At 42.5% G+C, this 5,729-nt stretch carries 8 protein-coding genes and 1 riboswitch; of the genes, 7 read left to right on the forward strand and 1 reads right to left on the reverse strand.

From position 1 onward, the window contains the following. The 7 genes from HMPREF0083_RS28985 to HMPREF0083_RS06140 form a co-directional block, all read left to right on the forward strand. Nucleotides 1-185, forward strand: a 185-nt coding sequence (locus HMPREF0083_RS28985) for a hypothetical protein (protein WP_021620272.1), incomplete at its 5' end; no start/stop codon positions are given. 347 nt (nucleotides 186-532) lie between these two features. After that, on the forward strand, nucleotides 533-1,132 hold the full coding sequence (locus HMPREF0083_RS06115) for a LysE family translocator (RefSeq protein WP_021620274.1): 600 nt from the start codon (nucleotides 533-535) through the stop codon (nucleotides 1,130-1,132). 88 nt (nucleotides 1,133-1,220) lie between these two features. After that, nucleotides 1,221-1,318: riboswitch (guanidine-I (ykkC/yxkD leader) on the forward strand. A gap of 360 nt (nucleotides 1,319-1,678) precedes the next feature. Further along, nucleotides 1,679-2,026 carry a DMT family transporter gene (locus HMPREF0083_RS06120; protein WP_040301686.1) on the forward strand — a complete coding sequence of 116 codons (348 nt, stop codon included), beginning with the start codon at nucleotides 1,679-1,681 and terminating at the stop codon, nucleotides 2,024-2,026. Next, nucleotides 2,026-2,340, forward strand: coding sequence for a DMT family transporter (locus HMPREF0083_RS06125; RefSeq protein WP_021620277.1), 315 nt, complete (start codon nucleotides 2,026-2,028; stop codon nucleotides 2,338-2,340). The genes HMPREF0083_RS06120 and HMPREF0083_RS06125 overlap by 1 nt, the downstream gene beginning before the upstream one ends. A gap of 124 nt (nucleotides 2,341-2,464) precedes the next feature. Next, the gene (locus tag HMPREF0083_RS06130; protein WP_040301687.1) at nucleotides 2,465-2,929 is read left to right on the forward strand and encodes a DUF6884 domain-containing protein; all 465 of its coding nucleotides are present in this window, start codon (nucleotides 2,465-2,467) and stop codon (nucleotides 2,927-2,929) included. A gap of 188 nt (nucleotides 2,930-3,117) precedes the next feature. Next, the gene (locus HMPREF0083_RS06135) at nucleotides 3,118-3,783 is read left to right on the forward strand and encodes a class I SAM-dependent methyltransferase (protein ID WP_021620279.1); all 666 of its coding nucleotides are present in this window, start codon (nucleotides 3,118-3,120) and stop codon (nucleotides 3,781-3,783) included. A 234-nt stretch (nucleotides 3,784-4,017) separates the two neighbouring features. Continuing rightward, nucleotides 4,018-4,341, forward strand: a complete 324-nt coding sequence (locus HMPREF0083_RS06140; RefSeq protein ID WP_021620280.1) for a hypothetical protein — start codon at nucleotides 4,018-4,020, stop codon at nucleotides 4,339-4,341. A 119-nt stretch (nucleotides 4,342-4,460) separates the two neighbouring features. Here the strand turns inward: HMPREF0083_RS06140 and lplT are convergent, their stop codons facing one another. Beyond that, nucleotides 4,461-5,663: a lysophospholipid transporter LplT gene (lplT, locus tag HMPREF0083_RS06145; protein ID WP_021620281.1), complete on the reverse strand. Its 1,203-nt coding sequence runs from the start codon at nucleotides 5,661-5,663 to the stop codon at nucleotides 4,461-4,463. Nucleotides 5,664-5,729 lie beyond the last annotated feature (66 nt).

The following is a 5,729-nucleotide window of genomic DNA, read 5'->3' on the forward strand; positions in this document are numbered from 1 at the left end:
AGGGTCAGGAATATGCATCTCCAAATCCAGAATCTTTCATTTTACAGGAAATGACGGTTTTTTTGTGTGCATTTTTAACATTCAACAAAAACGGGGCGTCCAGCAGTCAGCTTTCACTGACTTTCTGGACAGCCCCACTGTGGTGGGGAGTAAATGGTGTTACATACCATATTCCCCAAGTCTAGAAAGAGTAAACATGGGATGCTCCTGTAGCCTGCCAACTACAGAAGCAAGACAAGGAAATTCACTGCGCACTATGTATTACGATCCATAAATAGAAAAAGTTCCAAATAAAAAAATCCCCTCAATGGAATTAACCGAAGAGAGGAAATCATGTTACCTTGAAAAGGTGGGCATATGTACGAAAGAAAAACAATTTCAAATCGTTTGAGAAAAGGAGGCTTCTTAGCTGCTGCATCTTGGATTTTGAATGATTTTATCGAAAAATAAGAATTGTCTATGATTAGAATAAGGTATATTATATTTTTCATAAGGAGGGAGTAAGGTGGGGAATTTCTATCTCTTTTTATTGATGTCAATCGCACTTATTATTTTACCCGGCCCAGATACCGGATTAGTTACACAAAATACAATTACTTATGGAAGAAAGGGTGGGATTCAAACGGCGCTGGGAAGTATTTCAGGAGTAATCATTCATACTTTAGCTGCTGTAGTAGGACTTTCCGCGATTATTGTCAAGTCGGCTTTTCTTTTTTCGATTTTTAAGTATGTTGGAGCTGTCTATCTTATTTACTTAGGTATCATGTCATTATGGTCAATAAAGAAAAAAGGCATAGCCATAGAAAGCGATAAGAACGGAAAAAAGAATGCAAGCTTATCCGCTTTTCGCCAAGGCTTTCTGACGAATGTTCTTAATCCGAAGGTGGCTGTCTTTTTTCTGACTTTTCTGCCGCAGTTTCTTGAGCCTGGGGGCAACACGTTTTTACAATTCCTTATTATGGGGCTTACATACGCTGCACTCACTTTAATTTGGTTTTTCATGTATGTGTATTTAATTCACTCTGTTAACATATGGATGAAGAAACCTTCTGTACAGCGTGCCATTCAAGGTATATCCGGGGTTGTTCTGTTAGGGTTTGGGATAAAGCTTGCCCTGGAGAGAAGACCATAATACCGGAATTCTATAGTTGCCTGAGACTACAGCGCTTTGCCAGCTTGAAAAAAAACTTTAACTGAGTCATAATAGTAGTAAGTGAATACACCATGTTTTCTAGGGTTCCGCGATGCAATCATCGGTCTGTTCCAAGGGAAAACGCACGGTGTTGCCGTGTCACGGAGGGATAAAAGCCCGGGAGGTATCTATTGCAAAGGATATCTTTCGGGCTTTTTTTATTTTCTTTAAGAAATATTACACCAAGGGTGTTGATTATCCAGTATGATCCAGAGTGGATCGCCACCACACCGTGCCCCAAACGGGCGACGGTTCGTCTCCCACACGGAAGCATAGAGGGACGAGATTGACCGGCAACTGTCTCCCGCACCGAGAGGCTCAGATGTTTTGCCGGTCCGGCCCTGGCGCCACAAAGCGGCTGTGTCTCTTCCTTGTGAGAAAAAGACGAGGGAACACGCCGACGCGTGCATCTTTTCTTTCAGCTTATGGATAATCAACAGGTGTGATATTACGCATAATCAATGCAAGGAAGCGAGGAAAAGGGGAATGAATCTGGATTGGATAAAAGTGTTTATTGCAGCGTTTTTTGAGGTGTTTTGGGTGATAGGTCTAAAGCATGCATACGATGTATGGACCTGGATAGGGACATTTATATCCATTTTTATTAGTTTTTATCTGATGATTATGGCCGGTGAAAGATTGCCGGTCGGTACCGTGTATGCTGTTTTTGTTGGAATGGGAACAGCCGGAACGGTATTTTCCGAGATTGTGTTTTTTGGCGAACCGTTCAAATTGATGAAATTGCTCCTGATTCTCTTGCTGCTGGGCGGCGTCATTGGATTAAAGCTGGTGACCAAAGACAAAGAGTCAAACCCGGAAGGAGCTGAATCGTAATGGCCTGGGTATATCTCATATTAGCCGGGGTGTTTGAAATGATCGGTGTAGCTATGATTAATAAATTGCATAGAGATCGGAATTGGCAGGCTCTTATACTGTTGCTTGCTGGATTTGGTGCAAGCTTCCTGTTTCTAGCTTTAGCGATGGAAACATTGCCGATGGGTACGGCTTATGCCGTATGGACAGGAATAGGCGCGTCTGGAGGGGCTATTCTGGGCATGGTATGGTATGGGGAATCAAAGGATTGGCGCCGGATTTTGTTTATTGCCGTAGTGCTTGGGGCAGCGATCGGACTAAAATTAATTTCTTAAGCGTATGGCCGTTCTAGAGGAGCGGCCTTTTTGCTGGTACACTTTATATACGGATTTCAGTCGTTATCGTATTTGGAATTACTGCCTTTCTTTGACGACTGTTGAAAAGGATGTGGGATACACAATGAAAAATAGACTTTGCATTACACCATGCGGAGCAGCTAAAATATGGGATAGGCATCCCGAGCGTGGAGGCGTTCCGGCAAAGGAGGCATATATCAGTGCTTTTGGAGTCGCTTGTCATACGTATGCCGATACATTTTTTGACCACTGGATTATTCTTTCCGCCAAACACGGGTTTCTGTTTCCTACGGATATTGTTCCCGAAAACTATGACCTTGCATTTAATTCCGGAAGCCCGGATATTATTACAACAGAAGCATTAAAACAGCAGGCGAAAGAAAAAGGACTGAATACCTTCGATGAGATTTTCGTTGTGGCGGGCCAAAAGCATATAAAGGTTGTGAGGGAAGTATTCGGCACAGATTGTACGTATCGTTTTCCCCTGCAGGGCTGTAAAGGGATTGGATACATGTTGCAGAAGCTGAAAAAAGCTGTACAAGAAAATAAAGAAATTGATCATGCATAGCTTTTCATAAAACTTCATCTCACCTTAACGGGTAGTAATCCCTCATTGTGTGCGGTTTCATTTTATAAAGGCTTCCTATTGTCCGAAGGAAGGCTTTTTTGTATAATATTTATAAATCTTATATGACCAATCGGATTAATAATCTTGGGTGAACATCTGCATATATTACAGTAAGAAGGGGATACAACATGGAAGAGCATGAAGTGCAATTTAACCACGTATTTGAACAATGGGCAAGTGAGTACGATCGGACGGTAGTCGATACGAATGGTGAATATGCGGAGGTTTTTGAAGGATATGAGCAAATCCTGCGGGAGGTAGCACAAGAACTAAAGCTGCCAGCGAAAAGCAAGATATTAGAAATTGGTGTTGGGACCGGGAATTTGACCCGATTGCTACTTTCAGAGGGATGGAGAGTATTTGGAATTGATCCTTCGCCGGATATGCGAAGCATAGCCTCTCGAAAATTGCCGGATTTTACGATAGAGGACGGACATTTTCTGTCCGTACCAGAATCAATCGGCCGGGTGGATGGCATCGTTAGCACGTATGCATTTCATCATCTTACAGATGAACAGAAAATGCGCGCTATCCAACAGTTGGTTGACAGACTAAACGAAAATGGGATGGTTGTATTTGCTGATACGGCATATGCGGATGAAAAAGCGAAACAGGCAATACATGAGAAGGTAAAAGAACAGAAAGCATTTGCGCTGCTAGAAGACTTGCGAACGGAATATTATCCATTGGTTTCAACCATGAAGCATATTTTCCAAGAGGCAGGATTAGATTTTTTCGCTCGTCCGTTAAATAAGTACGTCTGGTTGTTCGTTGGAAAAAAAGTCGCTCGGTAAGAGCGGTTTTTTTATGTAGTTTAGTTTCAAATCATTGAAAATGTGGAAATATATAAAAAATGTATTCAATTTAACGAATACTTACATAAATAAGCGTAAAGTCCCTCGTGGAGTATAAGGATTTAAGATACATTTAGAGAAGAGGATTCGGATTTTACAGAGACAATAAAACTAGTCGTCTGCTGCATGAAATGACAGTGGAACTACATATTTTGGACGACAGGAGAAATTGATATGGCAGTATACTTGAGCTACCTTGGACTTTTTTTAATTTCATTCATCGCTCTGGGAATCTTTTATCATAACACAATGCGAAATGGATTACTTTCGCTATATTTTTTGTTCTTTGCTTTTACTACATATACTTTTTTTTGTAATGTATATTTTCACTTGCTGTTAGACGCACATTTTCTAGTTTTCTATGTGGCACAGGGATGGTTTGTTCTCTCTTATTTATTAAAAAAGCGGAAGAAGCAGCCATCCCGTACGTACCAAGAGCCGACTCGGCGTGCGGCTTCTTTTCCTGTAGAACAGGAAAAGGAATATGCAGCACAATAAAGTAAAGCTTCCATCAGAAGGGAGCCTGTGTCCACCACTGACGACTATTTGAAAACAGCGGAAGGAGAGCAATCTCTTTCCGCTGTTTTAGTATGTCCGCTCTAAGAAACTAATGTTTTTTATAAAGAAGAAGATGTACCTTCGGCAAGTGGCTCTTTTGAGGAGGGAAGCTTTTTCTTTAGGAAGTGCAGATAGATCACGAAGCCAAGCAATACAATTCCTACAGTTGCGATACATACAGGAGCATTGATTTCGGCGCGGGTTGCACCCGTATAAACACCCATGCCGAACAACATCATCGTATTGTTGACAAAGTTCTGAACGGCGACTGCTTTACCCGTCCCGCTCATTTTGTGGCCCTCATCCTGTAGTACTGTATTCATCGGCACAATAAAGGCGCCACCCATGAATCCGATGGCCATCAGTACTGCAATGATAAGGTAAAGATTGGAGACAAAAACAGATACGATAACGATAAGCGCCATCATCAGTCCATATAAATAGGAATGATAATATTTATGTGCCGGAATCAAGTATGGTGTAGCCAACGAGCCAACAATAATTCCCACGCCGGTTACCGCGACAAGCATCGAGATCTTATCCAGTGAAGTAATGCCGAACATTAGTGGAATCCAGGCAATGAATGCAAAACGGAGAACCGTTGACGACATCCAGAACGAACAGGTGCCTACCAGCGAAAAACGGCACTTCGGGTTTGAGAAGAACAATTTTACATCCGAGACGAAATCTGAAAGTGCCCGGTCGTAGCGCAAGGATGAATTGCCCGGCATTCGTGGGATCGCAAGTGTTCCAGTGATAGAAACGAGGTACAGGCCAATACAGACGGCCATTGACCAGAATAGTGAATACTCTGCCAGCATACCGCCGGCTACAGAGCCTGAGAGAATAGCAAATATGGTATAGCCCTCGATTTTACCATTTGCTTTAAGCAAAGCATTCTTATTGTTCGTTAGCTCAGGCAGGATACCATATTTTGCAGGGCTATAGGCTACGGCTCCGATGCCGACCACAAGATAGCTGAACACAGGTGATATACCGGTCATCAGCAGCAGGATTCCTGCTGCCTTGACGACATTGCCTACAAGCAGCACATAGGATTTAGCATTCCGATCGGCGAACGGCCCGACAAACGGGGCGCATACGACATATGCCAATAGAAATGCGGACTGGACCAGGCCGATATAAAATCCCGGATAGTTTTCCTGACGCATAATTGCGAGCACGATAAAAATAATCATGTTGTCTGCGAATGCAGATAGAAACTGGGTAAAGTATAAAGCTTTAAGCGGTGCAATGCGCATGATTTTTTTCCTTTCTCAGGACTCTGCCCATTGTTTTAACTTCCCTCCGAAAGAAGTCTCCCACTT

The sequence above is a fragment of the Aneurinibacillus aneurinilyticus ATCC 12856 genome (genome assembly GCF_000466385.1).
In the GTDB taxonomy this organism is placed as follows: Bacteria; Bacillota; Bacilli; order Aneurinibacillales; family Aneurinibacillaceae; genus Aneurinibacillus; species Aneurinibacillus aneurinilyticus.